General features: G+C 66.1%; 19 protein-coding genes. 7 read left to right on the top strand and 12 right to left on the bottom strand.

Annotated features, from left to right (window positions below; translation table 11 throughout):
• Positions 1-407: 407 nt before the first annotated feature.
• Positions 408-896, bottom strand: a complete 489-nt coding sequence (locus tag ACQR1E_RS27770) for a hypothetical protein (RefSeq protein ID WP_315735897.1) — start codon at positions 894-896, stop codon at positions 408-410.
• A gap of 242 nt (positions 897-1,138) precedes the next feature.
• Here ACQR1E_RS27770 and ACQR1E_RS27765 point away from each other — a divergent pair, with 242 nt between their 5' ends.
• The 4 genes from ACQR1E_RS27765 (at position 1,139) to ACQR1E_RS27750 (ending at position 3,461) form a co-directional block, all read left to right on the top strand.
• The gene (locus tag ACQR1E_RS27765; RefSeq protein WP_316204366.1) at positions 1,139-1,462 is read left to right on the top strand and encodes a heavy metal-binding domain-containing protein; all 324 of its coding nucleotides are present in this window, start codon (positions 1,139-1,141) and stop codon (positions 1,460-1,462) included.
• Complete coding sequence (locus tag ACQR1E_RS27760) at positions 1,459-1,686, top strand: hypothetical protein (RefSeq protein WP_315735893.1); 228 nt, start codon at positions 1,459-1,461, stop codon at positions 1,684-1,686. The genes ACQR1E_RS27765 and ACQR1E_RS27760 overlap by 4 nt, the downstream gene beginning before the upstream one ends.
• Positions 1,687-1,953: 267 nt before the next feature.
• Positions 1,954-2,787: a PhzF family phenazine biosynthesis protein gene (locus ACQR1E_RS27755; protein ID WP_316172612.1), complete on the top strand. Its 834-nt coding sequence runs from the start codon at positions 1,954-1,956 to the stop codon at positions 2,785-2,787.
• 86 nt (positions 2,788-2,873) lie between these two features.
• Entirely contained in the window at positions 2,874-3,461 is a 588-nt protein-coding gene (locus ACQR1E_RS27750) for an NADPH-dependent FMN reductase (protein WP_316175751.1), read from the top strand.
• A gap of 25 nt (positions 3,462-3,486) precedes the next feature.
• Here the strand turns inward: ACQR1E_RS27750 and ACQR1E_RS27745 are convergent, their stop codons facing one another.
• The 10 genes from ACQR1E_RS27745 to coxB all read right to left on the bottom strand — a co-directional run bounded on the left by ACQR1E_RS27745 (position 3,487) and on the right by coxB (position 11,329).
• Positions 3,487-3,891 carry a carboxymuconolactone decarboxylase family protein gene (locus ACQR1E_RS27745; protein ID WP_315827985.1) on the bottom strand — a complete coding sequence of 135 codons (405 nt, stop codon included), beginning with the start codon at positions 3,889-3,891 and terminating at the stop codon, positions 3,487-3,489.
• Complete coding sequence (locus ACQR1E_RS27740) at positions 3,830-4,309, bottom strand: MerR family transcriptional regulator (protein ID WP_434897824.1); 480 nt, start codon at positions 4,307-4,309, stop codon at positions 3,830-3,832. Before ACQR1E_RS27740 ends, ACQR1E_RS27745 begins: the two co-directional genes overlap by 62 nt.
• 84 nt (positions 4,310-4,393) lie before the next feature.
• Complete coding sequence (locus tag ACQR1E_RS27735) at positions 4,394-5,155, bottom strand: SURF1 family protein (RefSeq protein ID WP_316165578.1); 762 nt, start codon at positions 5,153-5,155, stop codon at positions 4,394-4,396.
• Between the two features lie 205 nt (positions 5,156-5,360).
• A complete protein-coding gene (locus ACQR1E_RS27730) occupies positions 5,361-5,750 on the bottom strand; it encodes a DUF983 domain-containing protein (RefSeq protein WP_315717920.1) in 390 nt (129 codons plus the stop codon).
• Between the two features lie 166 nt (positions 5,751-5,916).
• Positions 5,917-6,774, bottom strand: coding sequence for a cytochrome c oxidase subunit 3 (locus ACQR1E_RS27725; protein ID WP_315751289.1), 858 nt, complete (start codon positions 6,772-6,774; stop codon positions 5,917-5,919).
• An 87-nt stretch (positions 6,775-6,861) separates the two neighbouring features.
• Complete coding sequence (locus tag ACQR1E_RS27720; RefSeq protein WP_409977986.1) at positions 6,862-7,521, bottom strand: cytochrome c oxidase assembly protein; 660 nt, start codon at positions 7,519-7,521, stop codon at positions 6,862-6,864.
• A gap of 7 nt (positions 7,522-7,528) precedes the next feature.
• Positions 7,529-7,705 (bottom strand): CoxF protein, encoded by a 177-nt coding sequence (locus ACQR1E_RS27715; protein WP_315717922.1) that lies wholly within the window; start codon positions 7,703-7,705, stop codon positions 7,529-7,531.
• Positions 7,706-7,725: 20 nt separating this feature from the next.
• A complete protein-coding gene (locus ACQR1E_RS27710; RefSeq protein WP_315717923.1) occupies positions 7,726-8,664 on the bottom strand; it encodes a heme o synthase in 939 nt (312 codons plus the stop codon).
• 147 nt (positions 8,665-8,811) lie between these two features.
• Positions 8,812-10,425 (bottom strand): cytochrome c oxidase subunit I, encoded by a 1,614-nt coding sequence (gene ctaD, locus ACQR1E_RS27705; protein WP_315717924.1) that lies wholly within the window; start codon positions 10,423-10,425, stop codon positions 8,812-8,814.
• 67 nt (positions 10,426-10,492) lie between these two features.
• Positions 10,493-11,329 carry a cytochrome c oxidase subunit II gene (gene coxB / locus ACQR1E_RS27700; protein WP_315717925.1) on the bottom strand — a complete coding sequence of 279 codons (837 nt, stop codon included), beginning with the start codon at positions 11,327-11,329 and terminating at the stop codon, positions 10,493-10,495.
• A 526-nt stretch (positions 11,330-11,855) separates the two neighbouring features.
• Here coxB and ACQR1E_RS27695 point away from each other — a divergent pair.
• Positions 11,856-12,437 carry an invasion associated locus B family protein gene (locus tag ACQR1E_RS27695; RefSeq protein WP_409999275.1) on the top strand — a complete coding sequence of 194 codons (582 nt, stop codon included), beginning with the start codon at positions 11,856-11,858 and terminating at the stop codon, positions 12,435-12,437.
• Between the two features lie 84 nt (positions 12,438-12,521).
• On the opposite strand, the gene ACQR1E_RS27690 is transcribed toward ACQR1E_RS27695, so the two are convergent.
• Positions 12,522-13,028 carry a GNAT family N-acetyltransferase gene (locus ACQR1E_RS27690; protein WP_434897871.1) on the bottom strand — a complete coding sequence of 169 codons (507 nt, stop codon included), beginning with the start codon at positions 13,026-13,028 and terminating at the stop codon, positions 12,522-12,524.
• Positions 13,029-13,112: 84 nt separating this feature from the next.
• Here ACQR1E_RS27690 and tldD point away from each other — a divergent pair, with 84 nt between their 5' ends.
• Positions 13,113-14,537, top strand: coding sequence for a metalloprotease TldD (gene tldD, locus ACQR1E_RS27685; RefSeq protein WP_315717927.1), 1,425 nt, complete (start codon positions 13,113-13,115; stop codon positions 14,535-14,537).
• A gap of 11 nt (positions 14,538-14,548) precedes the next feature.
• Positions 14,549-15,337 (top strand): signal peptidase I, encoded by a 789-nt coding sequence (gene lepB / locus ACQR1E_RS27680; protein WP_316204550.1) that lies wholly within the window; start codon positions 14,549-14,551, stop codon positions 15,335-15,337.
• The last annotated feature ends 2 nt before the right edge of the window (positions 15,338-15,339 follow it).

The raw sequence follows: 15,339 nt of genomic DNA, 5'->3' as shown, positions 1-15,339 counted from the left end.
GGTGCGCTCGGGCCTAGATCCTGGCAGCCCGTCGGGCGACTCAGACGAGTGCGGCAGGCGCTGCTCCGCAATGCAGACCGCAGAGCAGCTTCACTCCCGGTGTCGTCCCGTGGAAGCCCGACGACGCGCATGCATCGACGGATGCCGACCAGGGACGACAGCGGAGTTTTGGGGGCGCTGGTCAGTAGCCCGCATGAGCGCAGCGACATGCCGGGTTACGCGCCCAGGTGAGTAAGACGCAGTCGGCAGCCGTCATTGCGAGCCATCCGGTCGCGCATCGCGCGGCCGGATGAACGAAACAACCCGGCTCCATCCACAGATTGCGTCGGCGCAACGATGCCTCGCAATGGCGGGGATAGAGGTCTCCTGACGCTCTCGGTCTGCAGTCATCCGCAGGCCGAGCGGGCTTAGCGCGTCAACTCTCTGTAGCACTCGCGGATTTCGTCCGACTGATCCTCGGCGCTCGGACATGGCTCGATGCGAAAGCATGCGATCCTTTCACGCGACTTATAAATGACGAGCCTCACGCGCTCGGCCGTGTCAGTCGATTTCCCGGCGAGCGCTATGCCAAGTCCCGAATCGTCGCCCGACAGCGCCAACCCATCTGCTTCAAAGGAAACACCGGCTACGCACTCCGCCGGAACATCTGTCCACCCTCCGCCATGCTCGATGCGCATCGATCTTTCCACGCTTGCGCCAAGCTTCTCCGGATTTCGGTTGCAGTTGGGCTTGAGGGCGCGCAGCTCGATCCTTGCGAGATCGTGCCCCTGTTGGTTCTTGAAGCTCAGGATTGCAGCGTCAGGCCTGCACCACGGACCAGAGTTCGCGCGGCATGCCATCGAACTGGAGAGCAGGAGACACAGGGCTCCGGCGAGCGCGATCATCTTCATCGGCATGAGCTATGATCCGTCATCGATTCCAATAAGGCAGTGAGAGCCTAGCGGCCTGCATGCCTTGCGTTCGACGGAACGAATACGCCCAAACTCAGTGTTAACAAAGCTCAACAGTTTATGGGCTGTAACACCGTCTGGCCGTGGCGCCCTGGCAAGGCTTGTGGCTCCCTTGAACCGGAACCGTGGCTGGGTTGTCAAATCCAAGCGCCCCTGCCCGAGCGGGCCAGTATCAGATGGAGCCCCCCATGATCGTCGTGACGACGGAAAACGTGACCGGCTACCGCACGGTGCGGATGCTGGGGCAGTGTTTTGGGGTGGTGGTGCGCAGCCGCGGGCTCGGGGGCAATCTGGTGGCCAGCCTGCGCTCGATCGTCGGGGGCGAGATCCACGAGTACACGCAGATGCTGGAGGAGGCGCGGCGCCATGCGCTCGACCGGCTCGTCTCCAACGCCACGTCGATGGGCGCCAACGCCATTCTGATGATGCGTTTCGATAGCGCCGAGATCGGCCAGACCATGAGCGAGATCGTCGCCTATGGCACCGCCGCCGTCATCGAACCCGCGCCGTGATCGATCTCGTGCTCTGGCTCGCGGTCATATCAGCGGTCGTCCTGGTGTGGTTCGTCTTCCGCCAGGGAGGCTACAAGCGCGATGCGCTCTCGGCGCCGCCAGGCCCGGACTGGATCAAGACCGAGGAGCGCTTCGTCGATCCCACCAGCGGCGAGACGCTGGACGTGTGGTTTCATCCGCGGACCGGCGAGCGGGCGTATGTGAGGGCGGGCCGATCCGTGTAGACCGCGGTCGAACGCGGGAGACCATCGCACCGACGACACAGGGAAGCCGCGTCACATTCCGCCGTCGTCCCTGCGAACGCAGGGACCCATAACCACCGGCTTCGGTGGGACGACGACTGGCAGTTGCGCTTCACCGATAGATTCCGCGGTATGGGTCCCTGCGTTCGCAGGGACGACAGCGGTGCGTGGAGTCACGTCTTGCACATCTTCACTTGCGAGCGCTGAAAGCCTAGCATCGCCAACACAGAGATCGAGCGCGAGACCTCCATGATCATCCAGCACATCGCAGCCTTCACCGACGGCCCACGCGGCGGCAATCCGGCCGGGGTCGTCATCTGCGAGGCGCTGCCCGAGGCCGCCACCATGCAGGCGACGGCGGCGGAGATCGGCTATTCGGAGACGGCGTTCGCGGCGCCCATCGGCGACAAATGGCGGGTGCGCTATTTCGCGCCGCAGGCCGAGGTGGATTTCTGCGGCCACGCGACGATTGCGCTCGGCGCGGCGCTGGCGAGGCACGAGCGCTCCGGCACGTTCGCACTGACGCTCAACCATGCCGAAATCACTGTCGACGGGCATCATTCGGCGACCGACTGGAGCGCGGCGTTTCGATCGCCGCCGACGCTGACCCGGGCCCTGCCATCTGCGGCGCTCGACAAGATCCTGGCGCTGTTCGGGCTGTCGCAAGACGAACTCGACGAGCGGATCCCGCCGGTGATCGCTCACGCCGGCATGGATCATCCAGTGATTGCCCTGCGCGACCGCAGCCGCCTGGCTGCCATCAGCTACGACTTCGCTCGAGGCCAGGTGCTGGCACAGCGTGAGCGCTTCTGCACCTTCGCCCTCGTGCACGCCGAGACGCCGCAGCTGTTTCACGCCCGCAATCCGTTTCCGTTCGGCGGCGTCTACGAGGACCCGGCGACGGGCGCGGCGGCCGCGGCGCTTGCCGGCTATCTGCGCGAGCTCGCCTGGGCGACCGAGCGGCCGATCGTGATCCGCCAGGGCGAGGACATGGGCGTGCCCTGCTGCCTGCAGGTCGATCTCGACGGCCCTCCGGGCGCGCCGGTCCGGGTGTCCGGGCGAGCCCGGTTGATCCACGCGTGATTTGATTTGAAATCCCGGGGCGCTTGGCTGCCATAGTGCGCGGGCTGCAAGAACGAGCGCTTCGTTCGCCAGCGGAGCACGCCGTGATGATGTCGACCGAGATGCAGCAGGACACATCGCTCATCGTTCTGATCAGCGGCAGCCTGCGCGCCCGCTCGGCCTGCCGTGCAGTGATCGTCGCCGCGGCCGAGCTGGCGCCAGCGGATGTCACGCCGGCGATCTACGTCGGGCTGAGCGAGCTGCCGCACTTCAATCCCGACCACGATTGCGATCCCTTGCCCGAGCCGGTCATTCGCTTGCGCAAGCTGCTCGGCGACGCCCGCGCCGTCATGCTGTCGACCCCGGAATATGCGGGCTCGCTGCCGGGCAGCTTCAAGAACATGATCGATTGGACCGTCAGTGCCGGCAGCCTCTATCGACGGCCGATCGGCTGGATCAACTGCTCGGCCCATGGTGGCGCGCACGACGCCCATGCCGACCTGCGCAGGGTGCTGGAGCGCGCGGGCGCGACGATCGTCGATGAGGCTTGCGTCGCCGTACCGGTGCCGCCGACGGCGATGACCGCAGATGGTCGCATCGCGGCCCCCGACATGCGTGCGGCCATCGCGGATGCAATCGCCGCACTGGCCTTGGCCGCGTCCGCAGGCGATGAGAACACACAGCCATCGTCATGACTGTGCTCACCGCGGGCGCCCGAATTCATGCGGGCTTCGCGTCCGCTTCCGCGAACACCGCCTTGGCCGCGAACAGGCCGTTGAGCGCGGCGGGGAAGCCGGCATAGACCGCCATCTGCATGATCACCTCGGTGATTTCCGCGCGGCTGAGGCCGACATTGAGGCCCGCATGGATGTGCACCTTGAGCTGAGGGGTGGCATTGCCGAGCGCGGTCAGGGACGCGATGGTCGCGATCTCGCGGCTGCGCAGATCGAGGCCGGGGCGCGAATAGATGTCGCCGAACGGAAACTCGATCACGTAGGTCGCGAAATCCGGCGCGATGTCGGCGAGCGCCGCGATCACATTGCGGCCGGCCTCGCCGTCGATGCTATCGAGCGCGCGCCGGCCGCGCGCCAGCCGATCCTGATCGTTGTTGGCGCCGGATGGCATGCCGCCCGGCATCGGGCTCGTCGTCGTGGCCTGGTTGGGCGTGGATCGCGTCATCATCGTTCGTCCTCTCGCTGCTGCCGGCATAGCCGGCGATCTTGCCGTCGAGAACGAGAAGGCAGTCCTGCAGGCTGGCGACGCGCGCCCGGACCGCGTCGCGATGCCGCTCCAGGAGCCGGCGTCGTTCCGGCTCCGTGGCAGCGCCGCCCGCACGCAGCTCGGCGTAGCGCAGCATGTCCCGGATCGGCATTCCCGTGGCCTTCATCCGGCCGAGGAATTCGATCCAGGTCAGGATCGATGCGTCGTAGTCCCGCTGGCGGGCATGATCGCGATCGGCCCTGGGCAGCAGCTCGATCCGCTCGTAGTAGCGGATCGTATGGGGCGTCAGCCCCGACTGCCTGGCCAGCTCGCCGATCTTCATGCGCCCCTATCTCCATTCACGACGCCACGCAGGCTACGGGTTCGAGTGCGCTCTAAGTCAAGCGACGTTTCGCGGGCTACGGGCTCATCGGTTCGCTGCGCGCCGACCCCGCGCCCACACCGCGAACGCGACGATCAACGCGGCGGCCAGAGAGAACCACGTGATCGCGTATTGCATGTGCTCGTCGCGCAGATGCGGCGACAGCGGGCCGGGCTTGGGAATGCCATTGTCGGGCACCGGCGATTCCAGATCGATGTAGAACGGCGCGACCTCGCCCCAGCCGAGCGTCTTGGCCATCGCGCGATGGTCGCGCGTGAACCACAGCCGCTTTTCGCGGCTCTCGGCCGCGGTGAGCAAACCGGCAGCCTCGGGAAAGCGCAGATAGCCGGTCAGGGTCACGGGCTCGCCGGTGACGAGCTTGGCGGTGGCGCGGTCCTGCACCGCGCGTTCCTGCATCGTGTTGGCGACGAAGCCGGCGTCGATCACGACGGTCTCGCCGGACGGCAAGCGCGCAGGGAGGAACGCCCAGGTGCCCGGCCCGGAGACGTCCTCGCGCACGGCGGAGCCGGCGCTGTAGACCATTGCGTCCGGCAGTCTGGTGTAGGTGGCAGTGAAGCTGACACGGCGAAATTCGTCGCGCTCCGGCGTCAGCATGCGCCATTCCGTCTGTGGCGGCAGCGGTTCGGGCGCAGCAGCAACGCGATCGGTGAGCGCTGCGATCAGCGCGTGCTTTTCCGCACGGCGCTGCAATTGCCAGATGCCGAGGCCTGCGAACAGCGCGACCATGACGACGGTGAAGGCGGCGAAGGCGCGGGAGGACGTTTTGCGGCTGGAAGCACTCGTCATTGCGGAGATGTCCGCGGCGAGGTGAACGCTTTGCCGGAGCGAACGGTGCGCTCCCCTCCCCCTTGCGGGGAGGGGTTGGGGGTGGGGGTGGCCCAACAAAGACTGCCGCTGGGGCTACCCCCCTCCCCGGCCCTCCCCCACAAGGGGGGAGGGAGCACACCTTCGGCGCCGCTCAGATGTGCGACTCGCACGCGCAGGCGCCAGCTCATCGCGGCGTCTTGTCCACCAGGCGGCCGGGGGCGGCCTTGTGGTGGAATTGCAGGGCGATGAGCAGCGACTTCATCGCGCGCAACGGCAGCAGCGTCGTCACCAGGATCAGCGGTCCCCAGAGCGCGGCATGGACCCAGAACGGCGGCTGATACTTCACCTCGACGATCAGCGCGGCGCCGACCACGATGGCGCCGGCGAGCATCATGATGAAGATCGCCGGACCGTCGCCGGTGTCGATGAAGGCGTAGTCGAGATCGCAGGCTTCGCAGCGCTTGCGCAGGTTGAGGAAGCCGTCGAACAGCTTGCCCTGGCCACAGCGCGGGCAGCGGCAGGCGAGCCCGCGCAGGACGGTCTGGGCCAAAGTGACGGGCGGATGGGTGGTCATGGTGTCTTGCCCCCTAGGCGGCCGCGCGACGCCTCATGGTGATACAGCCGGAGGCGACGAGAGCGGATCACATTTCGATCAACCGCCGGGCGCCGCTGCAACGAGAAAGGGCGGCCCGACGGCCGCCCCTTCTTAGCACGTTCGACGGAACCGGTGCGCGCCGGCTTCAGTGCGCGCCGTGGGCCATCGCCTCGGCGCCGTGGCCCCAGACGTAGATGCAGATGAACAGGAACAGCCAGACCACGTCGACGAAGTGCCAGTACCAGGCGGCGAACTCGAAACCGAGATGCTGCTTGGGCGTGAAGTGGCCGGCATAGGCGCGCGCCAGGCAGACGGTCAGGAAGATCGTGCCGACCAGGACGTGGAAGCCGTGGAAGCCGGTCGCCATGAAGAAGGTCGAGCCGTAGACGTGGCCGGCGAACGAGAACGTTGCGTGGCTGTACTCATAGGCCTGCACGCAGGTGAAGGTGGCACCCAGGAGGATGGTGAGGATCAGGCCATATTTCAGGCCCTTGCGGTCGCCCTCGAGCAGCGCGTGGTGCGCCCAGGTCACCGTGGTGCCCGAGGTCAGCAGGATCAGCGTGTTGAGCAGCGGCAGGTGCCAGGGATCGAAGGTCTCGATGCCCTTGGGCGGCCAGACGCCGCCGAACAGGGCCTCGCGGGTGGCCTGCACCTCGAAGTTCGGATACAGCGCGGCATTGAAATAGGCCCAGAACCAGGCGACGAAGAACATCACCTCGGAGGCGATGAACAGGATCATGCCGTAGCGGTGATGGAGCTGCACCACGCGGGTGTGGTCGCCCTTGTATTGCGCTTCCTTGATGACGTCGCCCCACCAGCTCGCCATGGTGTAGAGCACGCCGATGGTGCCGATGCCGAACACGATCGGCGCGGCGCCGAACATCTTGTGCATCCAGCCGATCGCACCGAACGCCATGATGAAGGCCGAAACCGAGCCGACGAACGGCCAAGGGCTCGGATCGACGAGATGGTAGTCGTGATGCTTGGCGTGCGCCTCAGCCATGGCAAGTCTCTCCCCAGATCGATGCCGGTCGCGCCGGCACGGTGTCGTTCAACAGCGATGGTCCCCGAATATCGGACGTCCGCGCGGTCATAGGCTGCCCCGCGGTTTGTCCGGCTCGCCCGCCGCGACCGGCTTCGGTGCGTCGCGGACGGGATAGAAGGTGTAAGACAGCGTGATCGTCTTCAAACTGTCGTTCTCGTGATCGGCTGTTATCGCCGGGTCGACGTAGAACACCACCGGCATCTCGCGGGTCTCGCCCGGCGCCATGGTCTGCTCGGTAAAGCAGAAGCAGTTGATCTTCTGGAAGTAGGCGCCCGATGTCAGCGGCGACACATTGTAGGCCGCCTGCGCCATGGTGGTGCGCGCCGACTGGTTGGTGACCGTGTAGTAGACCGTGACCACCTCGCCGATCGCGACCTCGATCTCGGTCTTCTCCGGCTCAAACTTCCAGGGCAAACCGCCGGCGACATTGGAGTCGAAGCGCACGGAGATCCGGCGCGCCAGCGGCGCCGAGGATGGCGCTGATGTCGCCACCTGCGTGGTGCCGTTGAAGCCGGTGGCGCGGCAGAACCAGTTGTAGAACGGCACGGCGGCATAGGACGCGCCGACCATCAGCACCACGACGGCGCCGCAGATGCCGCCGACCAGCGCATCGCGGCTGAGGCCGCGGCGCGGCGCGGCCGGCGCGGTCGCCGGAACGATCTGGTCGGTTGTCTCCATCGCGGTCTGCTTCGTCCCGTCCTGCATCACGTCTCTACATCGGCCGATTCAGCACCGCGGGACCCTTCACCATGGTCACCGCGAAGAACAGCACCACCAGCACGCCGAGCGCGAGCGCAATCGCGATCGAGCGGCGACGGCGGCTGCGCAGCTGCGCCTCGGTGAGGACGATGCCCTCTTGCTCGTTCGGATCTGCCATCGTGGTCGCCATGTTTTCCAGTCTCGCGCCTCTTACCAGATCAGCGGCGCGATCATGCGCGCGACCGCTTCGAGTCCGAGCGTAGCGAACAGCACGAACAGATAAAGGATCGAGAAGGCGAACAGCTTGCGGTTGGCGCGTAGCGAGGCGCTGCGCTCGCGCTTGCGGAACACCTCGACCGCGAGCCACAGCATGCCCGTGCCGAGCGCCAGCGAGACGACACCGTAGACGGCATCGAAATAGCCGAGCGGCCACGGCGCGGCGGCGATCGCCACCAGGACGATGGTGTAGAGCAGGATCTGCAGCCGGGTCGCATCGGGGCCGGCGACCACCGGCAGCATCGGCACGCCGGCGCGGGCGTAGTCATCGCTGCGGAACAGCGCCAGCGCCCAGAAATGCGGCGGGGTCCAGAAGAAGATGATCAGGAACAGCCAGAGCGGCTCCGGCGCGATCGAGCCGGTGGCGGACACCCAGGCGACCACCGGCGGCAAGGCGCCGGCGGCGCCGCCGATGACGATGTTCTGCGCGGTCCAGCGCTTCAGCCACAGCGTGTAGATGACGACGTAGAAGAAGATGGTGAAGGCGAGCAGCGCGCCGGCGAACCAGTTGACGAGGATGCCGAGCGTCAGCACCGAGAAGAACGACAGCGTGATGCCGAAGGCGAGCGCCTCCTGGCGGGTGACGCGGCCGCGCGGAATCGGGCGGTTGGCGGTGCGCGACATCAGCGCGTCGATGTCGCCTTCCAGCGCCATGTTGAGCGCGCCGGAGGCGCCGGCCCCGACCGCAATACACAGCAGCGAGGTGATGGCGAGCACCGGGTGGAAATGGCCCGGAGCGATCAGCAGGCCGATCAGCGCCGTGAAGATCACGAGCGACATCACCCGCGGTTTCAGGAGCGCGAGATAATCGCCGACATCGGCCTCGGAAATCCGCGGGCCGACGGCAATGGCGTTCTGATCGATGACCGACACGGCGAATCCAGACTTCAATTCACAGACTTCAATTCAAAAGGCTCTGGGGAAAGGGAGTGCCAGAACCGCGCTTCCGGCGCGGCACCAGGCGCGCCACCGGCAGAGATCGACGCGGCGCCGGATGGCGCCGCGTCGGAGAGATCAGGCTCACTGCACCTTCGGCAGCACCTCGAACTGGTGGAACGGCGGCGGTGAGGACAAGGTCCATTCCAGCGTCGTCGCACCCGGTCCCCACGGATTGTTCGCGGCCTGCTGCTTGCGCATGAAGGCGTCGACCACCCCATAGATGAAGATCAGGACGCCGAAGGCCGAGATGTAGGAGCCGATCGACGAGACCAGGTTCCAGCCGGCATAGGCATCGGGATAGTCGATGTAGCGGCGCGGCATGCCCGACAGGCCGAGGAAGTGCTGCGGGAAGAACACCAAGTTGACGCCGACGAAGGTGACCCAGAAATGCGCCTTCGCGATCGTCTCGTTGTACATGTAGCCGAACATCTTCGGGAACCAGTAGTACCAGCCGGCGAAGATGGCGAACACGGCGCCGAGCGACAGCACGTAGTGGAAGTGCGCGACGACGTAATAGGTGTCCTGCAGCACACGGTCGACGCCGGCGTTCGCCAGCACGACGCCGGTGACGCCGCCGACCGTGAACAGGAAGATGAAGCCCACGGCCCATAGCATCGGCGCGCGGAACTCGATCGAGCCGCCCCACATCGTGGCGATCCAAGAGAAGATCTTCACGCCGGTCGGCACCGCGATCACCATGGTGGCGGCGACGAAATAGGCCTGCGTCGCCGAGGACATGCCGACCGTGTACATGTGGTGCGCCCACACCACGAAGCCGATGCCGCCGATCGCGACCATGGCGTAGGCCATGCCGAGATAGCCGAACACCGGCTTGCGCGAGAAGGTCGACACGATCTGGCTGATCATGCCGAAGCCGGGCAGGATCAGGATATACACTTCCGGATGGCCGAAGAACCAGAACAGGTGCTGGAACAGCACCGGGTCACCGCCACCGGCCGGATCGAAGAAGGTGGTGCCGAAATTGCGGTCGGTCAGCATCATCGTGATGGCGCCGGCGAGCACCGGCAGCGACAGCAGCAGCAGGAACACCGTCACCAGGATCGACCACACGAACAGCGGCATCTTGTGCAGGGTCATGCCCGGCGCGCGCATGTTGAAGATGGTGGTGATGAAGTTGATCGAGCCGAGGATCGACGACGCACCGGCAAGGTGCAGCGACAGGATCGCGAAATCCACCGCCGGTCCGGGATGGCCCGAGGTCGACAGCGGCACATACATCGTCCAGCCGGCGCCGACGCCGTTGGCGCCGGGCTCGCCCTCGACGAAGGTCGAGGTCAAAAGCAGCGCGAACGAGGCGGGCAGCAGCCAGAACGAGATGTTGTTCATGCGCGGGAACGCCATGTCCGGCGCGCCGATCATCAGCGGCACCATCCAGTTGCCGAAGCCGCCGATCATCGCCGGCATGACCATGAAGAAGATCATGATCAGGCCGTGCGAGGTCACGAACACGTTGTAGGTGTGGTTCTCGTGGAACAGCTGCACACCCGGATACATCAGCTCGATGCGGATCGCGACCGACATGGCGAGGCCGATGATGCCGGCGCACACCGCGAAGATCAGATACATCGTGCCGATGTCTTTGTGGTTGGTCGAATAGATCCAGCGCCGCCATCCGGTCGGATGGTCGTGCGCGTGATCGTCATGGCCGGTCAGGGTCGTCGCGTTCGTCGCCATTGTCCAATCCTCAGTGTCCCCGTGGACCGCCAAGGCGGCCCTCAATCTCAGCGTTCATCCCGCTCGGCTACTGCGACACGCCCGCAGCCGACGCATAGGTGCTCGTGGGCGCGCTGGCGTACTTCTTCTTGGCGTCCTCGACCCAGGCGGTGAATTCCTGGTCGCTCACGACGCGCACCGCGATCGGCATGTAGGCGTGGTCCTTGCCGCACAGCTCGGAGCACTGGCCGTAATACATGCCGACCTTGGTCGCCTTGAACCAGGTCTCGTTGAGGCGGCCGGGAATGGCGTCGATCTTGACGCCGAACGACGGGATCGCCCAGGAGTGGATCACGTCGGCGCCGGTGGTCTGGACGCGAATCACCTTGTTGACCGGGACGACCATCTCGTTGTCGACGGCGAGCAGCCGCGGCTGCTTGTCCTGCGCCAGCAGCGAGTCGAACTCGAACTTGCCGTTGTCGGGATAGGCGTAGCTCCAGTACCACTGCTTGCCGGTGGCCTTGATGGTCATATCAGCCTTCGGCACATCCAGCTCGAGGAACAGCAGCCGGAACGACGGCACCGCGATCATGACCAGGATCAGCACCGGGATCAGCGTCCAAGCCACCTCGATCAGCGTGTTGTGCGTCGTCCGCGACGGCACCGGGTTGGCGCGCGCGTTGAACTTGACCACCACGGCGACCAGCAGCGCCAGCACGAACAGCGTGATGATGGTGATGATCGTCAGCAGCAGGCCGTGGAACCAGGTGATGTTCTCCATCACCGGCGTCGCAGCCTCCTGCAGCTTGACTTCCCATGGCGCCGGCTGGCCCGTTTCCGCAAACGCCGCTCCACCCGACACGAGCGTCATGCCCGTTACAGCCAACCCCAGCAAGGCGCTCAATTGGCCTCTCGACATCTTCATGCCGTCGCGCTCCCTTCAGAACTTTCCCCCTCAGCGCACCGCCCGCTTCACGCAGCGGCGCGCCGTTCGATCCGCTCTCCTGACAAATGGCCTTCGGGCGGATGCATAGAAAAGCACCTGGGCCAGTTCACTGGAATGACGAAATCTTTCTTCTCAAACCATAATTCTTGATCTATCGCAATGCAGTCTTGCGCCGGATATCGCGCGCGGCGCTGTTCGTCGCGACAAGCGTATTTTCCGGGAGATTGCCGCATGCCGCGATTTTGCGGGCAACGGGCGCTTGACAGGCGTGCGGCGCGATGTAGGCAAACGGGACACGGCCGTTTGCGAGGCTGATTCGGCGAGGCGCAGCGGCAGCTGCCCACCAGGGTGCGGCCATATTTGGTATCGTTTCGTGCCGTACGCCGGTGACGCTGTCCTCAAGACGCCATCATTGCCGTATCATGGCGTCGGACGCGCAGATCACCCACAGGAAATTGTCATGGCACCGACCCGGATCAGGGTTTCAACGGACAGGACAGCTGACATGTCGACCCCAGCTGCGAATGACTCGCGCCGTTTGTACCGATTCAGCGCGGTGCGTGCGCGACTCGCGCGTGTTGCCGCGATGACCTCCGCGGCGACCGCGGTCGCGATGATCGCTGCGACGGTGATCGGCCTGCCGCACGCCGCATTGGCGCAGGGCGCGGTGCGCTCGGTGCATGGCGACTGGCAGATCCGCTGCGACACGCCGCCCGGCGCGCAGAGCGAGCAGTGCGCGCTGATCCAGAGCGTCGTGGCCGAGGACCGTTCCAATGCCGGCCTCACCGTGATCATGCTGAAGACCGCAGACCAGAAGAGCCGGCTGATGCGCGTGGTGGCGCCGCTCGGCGTGCTGCTGCCGTCCGGCCTCGGCCTGAAGCTCGACAACCAGGACGTCGGCCGCGCCGGCTTCGTGCGCTGCCTGCCCAATGGCTGCGTCGCCGAGGTGGTGCTGGAGGACAAGCTGCTCGGCCAGCTCAAGACGGCGAAGACGGCGACCTTCATCATCTTCGAGACGCCGGAGGAAGGCATCGGCTTCCCGCTGAGCCTCAACGGCCTCGCCGAAGGCTTCGACAAGCTGCCCTGACGTCGGCCGCGATTGACAGGCCCTTCGCAGCACGATGCCGTGATCGAGCCGTGAGTTCGCGCGTCTGAATGCGCGCCCGCGGCCTCAGCGCCGCCCGTCGAGCGCCAGCGCCAGCGCCATCACCAGCAGGGTCTTGTCGAACCCGTCATCGCCGGGCTCCCGCGGCTGCACCGCCTTGAGCAGGAATCCGGCCTTCTGGTACAGCCTGATGGCGTTGGTGTTGCTGCGGTAAACCGTGAGCTCGACACGCGAGAAGCCGGCCGCCCGCGCCGCCTCGAGCGCCGCCGCCATCAGTCGTCTGCCCAGGCCCTGGTGCCGGAACTGCGGCATTAGGCCCATGCCGAGCACCCCGATCCGGGCATCGATTGGCCCCGATTTGGGCGTCACATCGCACCAGCCGACCACCTCCCCGGCAGAGAGAGCGACGAATTGCGGATATCCCTCGTGGATGTTGTTCAGAATGAAGGCGCGCGTCGACTCCAGCGGCGGCGCCTGCACGAACGACAGATAGCGCCGTTCGCGCGCGACGTAATCGAGCGTGCGGTGGAAGCTCTCGATGTGAGCGGACGTGATGGGAACGATCTCAACCATGTCAGTTCGGTAATCATCCAGCCCCTCGCGCCCCGGCGTCAAAACAACTATCTTGGAATGAACGCTCCGACAACGGATTGACCCATGACTGCTCCCACCACTTCCCTGCTCGAACGCGCCAATCTGGACCGTGATGCGGTCCGGAGCGAGGTCGCGCGTGGCCTGGCCGGCGCCGATGACGGCGAATTGTTCTTCGAATACAGCCAGACCGAAGCGCTGACCTTCGACAATGGCCGGCTGAAGCAGGCGACCTATGACACCAGCCAGGGATTCGGCCTGCGCGCGGTGAAGGACGATGCAGTCGGCTATGCCCATTCCTCCGACGTCTCGCTGCCGGCGCTGATGCGCGCCGCCGATGCCGTCAGCGCCGTGCGCGGCGGCTATTCCGGCACGTTCGCGAGCCCGCCGCCGCACACCAACGTCCGGCTCTATGGCGACGATAATCCGCTGGACGCTCCCGGATTCGAAAGCAAGGTCAAGCTGCTCGGCGAGATCGACGCTTACTTGCGCGACAAGGATCCGCGCGTGCGCCAGGTGACCGTGAGCCTCGGCGCGACCTGGCAGGTCGTGGAGATCCTGCGGCCCGACGGCGAGAGCTATCGCGACATCCGCCCGCTGGTGCGCGTGAACGTCTCGGTGGTCGCCGGCCAGGGTGATCGCCAGGAGACCGGCAGCAAGGGTTATGGCGGCCGCGAGGCCTATGCCCGCTTCATCGAGACCAAGGCGTGGCGCGAGGCCGCCGACGGCGCGCTGCGCGAGGCCCTGGTCAATCTCGAATCCGTCCCCGCTCCCGCCGGCGAGATGGACGTCGTGCTCGGCGCCGGCTGGCCCGGCGTGATGCTGCACGAGGCCGTCGGTCACGGCCTCGAGGGTGACTTCAACCGCAAGAAGACCTCGGCCTTCGCCGGGCTGATGGGCAAGCCGGTCGCCGCCAAAGGCGTCACCGTGGTGGATGACGGCACCATGGCCTCGCGCCGCGGCTCGCTATCGATCGACGACGAGGGCACGCCGACCAGCCGGACCGTGCTGATCGAGGACGGCATCCTGGTCGGCTACATGCAGGACCGCCAGAACGCGCGGCTGATGAACATGGCGCCGACCGGCAACGGCCGCCGTCAGGGCTACGCGCACGTGCCGATGCCGCGCATGACCAACACCTACATGCTGGCCGGCGAGCGCGACCCGGCCGAGATCATCGCCTCGGTCAAGAACGGCATCTACGCCGTCAATTTCGGCGGCGGCCAGGTCGACATCACCTCGGGCAAATACGTCTTCCAGTGCACCGAGGCCTACAGGATCGAGAACGGCAAGGTCGGTGCGCCGGTGAAGGGCGCGATGCTGATCGGCAACGGCCCGACGGATTTGAACCGCATCAGCATGATCGGCAACGATCTGTCGCTCGATACCGGCATCGGCACCTGCGGCAAGAACGGCCAGGGCGTGCCGGTCGGCGTCGGTCAGCCGACGCTTCGCATGGATCGCATTACGGTGGGAGGCACGGGCCGATGAGCCTTGAGAAGATGTCCACGGACAAGACCACCAAGGCGACGCGCACGGGCAGCGTCCGCAAGGAAAGCACCTGGGGCGGCCAGCTCGCGCAGCTCGTCGCGGTCGTCATGGTGGTGTTCGTCGCCAAGGGCGCCATCGCCGAGCCGTTCTACGTGCCGTCGGGCTCGATGGAGCCGACCCTGATGATCGGCGACGCCCTGCTGGCGTCGAAATTCCCCTATGGCTACGGCACCTCGTCGCTGCCGATGCAGATCACGCTGCCGGAGACGGGACGCCTGTTCGGCGAGACGCCGAAGCGCGGCGACGTCGTCGTGTTCCGCTGGCCGGGCGACAACTCGCAGGCCTGGGTCAAGCGCGTCGTCGGCCTGCCCGGCGACCGCATCCAGATGCGCCAGGGCCAGCTCTACATCAATGGCCAGGCCGCGGCGCTCAAGCCCGACGGCATCGGCGATGCCGAGGACGACACTGGCCGCAACGAGCCGGCCTATCGCTACGTCGAGACGCTGCCGAATGGCGTGTCGCACCTGATCTTCAAGATGCGCGACAACGGCCGGCTCGACAACACGCCGGAGGTGACGGTGCCGCCCGGCAAGCTGTTCGTGCTCGGCGATAACAGAGACAACTCCGCCGACAGCCGCGTGGCCTTGCGCGACGGCGGCGTCGGCCTGCTGCCGATCGACAACCTCGTCGGCCGCGCCGATGCCGTGGTCGGCTCCTGGGACCTCGGCTTCAAGAACCAGCCGGTTTGGGCCTGGCTGTCCGGCTTCCGGCTCGATCGCTTCTTCACCGCGGTGCGCTGAGC

It is taken from the genome of Bradyrhizobium sp. HKCCYLRH1030, from assembly GCF_051168395.1.
Classification (GTDB): domain Bacteria; phylum Pseudomonadota; class Alphaproteobacteria; order Rhizobiales; family Xanthobacteraceae; genus Bradyrhizobium.
This window is presented reverse-complemented; position numbering and strand designations above follow the sequence as displayed.

Excerpts from the sequence above, each read along its gene's own strand:
- ACQR1E_RS27720 (WP_409977986.1), bottom strand. The coding sequence starts at position 7,521 with ATGCAGGACGGGACGAAGCAGACCGCGATGGAGACAACCGACCAGATC.
- ACQR1E_RS27695 (WP_409999275.1), top strand. The coding sequence starts at position 11,856 with ATGTCGACCCCAGCTGCGAATGACTCGCGCCGTTTGTACCGATTCAGC.
- ACQR1E_RS27730 (WP_315717920.1), bottom strand. The coding sequence starts at position 5,750 with ATGACCACCCATCCGCCCGTCACTTTGGCCCAGACCGTCCTGCGCGGG.
- ACQR1E_RS27715 (WP_315717922.1), bottom strand. The coding sequence starts at position 7,705 with ATGGCGACCACGATGGCAGATCCGAACGAGCAAGAGGGCATCGTCCTC.
- ctaD (WP_315717924.1), bottom strand. The coding sequence starts at position 10,425 with ATGGCGACGAACGCGACGACCCTGACCGGCCATGACGATCACGCGCAC.
- ACQR1E_RS27740 (WP_434897824.1), bottom strand. The coding sequence starts at position 4,309 with ATGAAGATCGGCGAGCTGGCCAGGCAGTCGGGGCTGACGCCCCATACG.
- tldD (WP_315717927.1), top strand. The coding sequence starts at position 13,113 with ATGACTGCTCCCACCACTTCCCTGCTCGAACGCGCCAATCTGGACCGT.
- coxB (WP_315717925.1), bottom strand. The coding sequence starts at position 11,329 with ATGAAGATGTCGAGAGGCCAATTGAGCGCCTTGCTGGGGTTGGCTGTA.
- ACQR1E_RS27745 (WP_315827985.1), bottom strand. The coding sequence starts at position 3,891 with ATGCCATCCGGCGCCAACAACGATCAGGATCGGCTGGCGCGCGGCCGG.
- ACQR1E_RS27770 (WP_315735897.1), bottom strand. The coding sequence starts at position 896 with ATGCCGATGAAGATGATCGCGCTCGCCGGAGCCCTGTGTCTCCTGCTC.
- ACQR1E_RS27690 (WP_434897871.1), bottom strand. The coding sequence starts at position 13,028 with ATGGTTGAGATCGTTCCCATCACGTCCGCTCACATCGAGAGCTTCCAC.
- ACQR1E_RS27725 (WP_315751289.1), bottom strand. The coding sequence starts at position 6,774 with ATGGCTGAGGCGCACGCCAAGCATCACGACTACCATCTCGTCGATCCG.
- ACQR1E_RS27735 (WP_316165578.1), bottom strand. The coding sequence starts at position 5,155 with ATGACGAGTGCTTCCAGCCGCAAAACGTCCTCCCGCGCCTTCGCCGCC.
- ACQR1E_RS27750 (WP_316175751.1), top strand. The coding sequence starts at position 2,874 with ATGATGTCGACCGAGATGCAGCAGGACACATCGCTCATCGTTCTGATC.
- lepB (WP_316204550.1), top strand. The coding sequence starts at position 14,549 with ATGTCCACGGACAAGACCACCAAGGCGACGCGCACGGGCAGCGTCCGC.
- ACQR1E_RS27755 (WP_316172612.1), top strand. The coding sequence starts at position 1,954 with ATGATCATCCAGCACATCGCAGCCTTCACCGACGGCCCACGCGGCGGC.
- ACQR1E_RS27765 (WP_316204366.1), top strand. The coding sequence starts at position 1,139 with ATGATCGTCGTGACGACGGAAAACGTGACCGGCTACCGCACGGTGCGG.